This is a genomic window from Veillonella sp. CHU594 (assembly GCF_003992265.1).
Taxonomy (GTDB): Bacteria; Bacillota; Negativicutes; order Veillonellales; family Veillonellaceae; genus F0422.
Window position 1 is genome coordinate 1 of sequence record NZ_RQVB01000019.1, and the last position, 1,159, is coordinate 1,159.

Annotated in this window: 1 protein-coding gene; it reads right to left on the bottom strand. The window is 44.9% G+C overall.

From position 1 onward, the window contains the following. Position 1 precedes the first annotated feature (1 nt). Positions 2-1,159, bottom strand: a 1,158-nt coding sequence (gene tuf / locus EO111_RS08230) for an elongation factor Tu (protein ID WP_062401214.1), incomplete at its 5' end; no start/stop codon positions are given.

The following is a 1,159-nucleotide window of genomic DNA, read 5'->3' on the forward strand; positions in this document are numbered from 1 at the left end:
ATTATGCTTCGATAGCTGTAACAACACCAGCGCCTACTGTATGGCCACCTTCGCGAATCGCGAAACGTAAACCTTCTTCAATAGCGATTGGAGTGATAAGCTCGATGTTCATAGTGATGTTATCACCAGGCATACACATTTCTGTACCTTCTGGTAAGCTGATAACGCCAGTTACGTCAGTTGTACGGAAGTAGAATTGTGGACGGTAGTTGGAGAAGAATGGAGTATGACGGCCACCTTCTTCTTTTGTCAACACGTATACTTCTGCTTTGAATTTAGTGTGAGGTTTGATGGAACCTGGTTTAGCCAATACTTGACCACGTTCGATGTCTTTACGGTCGATACCGCGAAGAAGTGCCCCTACGTTGTCACCTGCTACTGCAGATTCCAAAAGTTTACGGAACATTTCAAGACCTGTAACTGTAGTGCTGGATGGTTCTTCTTGAAGACCAACGATTTCTACTACGTCACCTACGTTGATTTGACCACGTTCTACACGGCCAGTTGCTACTGTACCACGACCAGTGATTGTGAACACGTCTTCGACAGGCATCAAGAATGTTTTGTCTGTGTCACGTTCTGGAGTTGGGATGTATTCGTCAACGCGAGCCATCAATTCGTTGATTGCTTCTACGTATGTAGCATCGCCTTCTAATGCTTTCAATGCAGAACCTGCTACAACTGGAATGTCATCGCCAGGGAATTCATAGCTGGAAAGCAATTCACGGATTTCCATTTCTACTAATTCTAATAATTCTTCATCGTCAACCATGTCTTTTTTGTTCATGAATACAACGATAGCTGGTACACCAACTTGGCGAGCTAACAAGATGTGCTCACGAGTTTGTGGCATAGGGCCGTCAGCTGCAGATACAACTAGGATAGCGCCGTCCATTTGAGCAGCACCAGTGATCATGTTTTTAACATAGTCAGCATGGCCTGGGCAGTCAACGTGTGCATAGTGACGAGTGTCTGTTTCGTACTCTACGTGTGCAGTGTTGATTGTGATACCGCGTTCACGTTCTTCTGGAGCTTTGTCGATCATGCTGTAGTCTTGGAAGTCAGCTTGACCTTTTTCAGCAAGAACTTTAGTGATTGCTGCTGTTAAAGTAGTTTTACCATGGTCAACGTGACCGATAGTACCAATGTTAACGTGTGG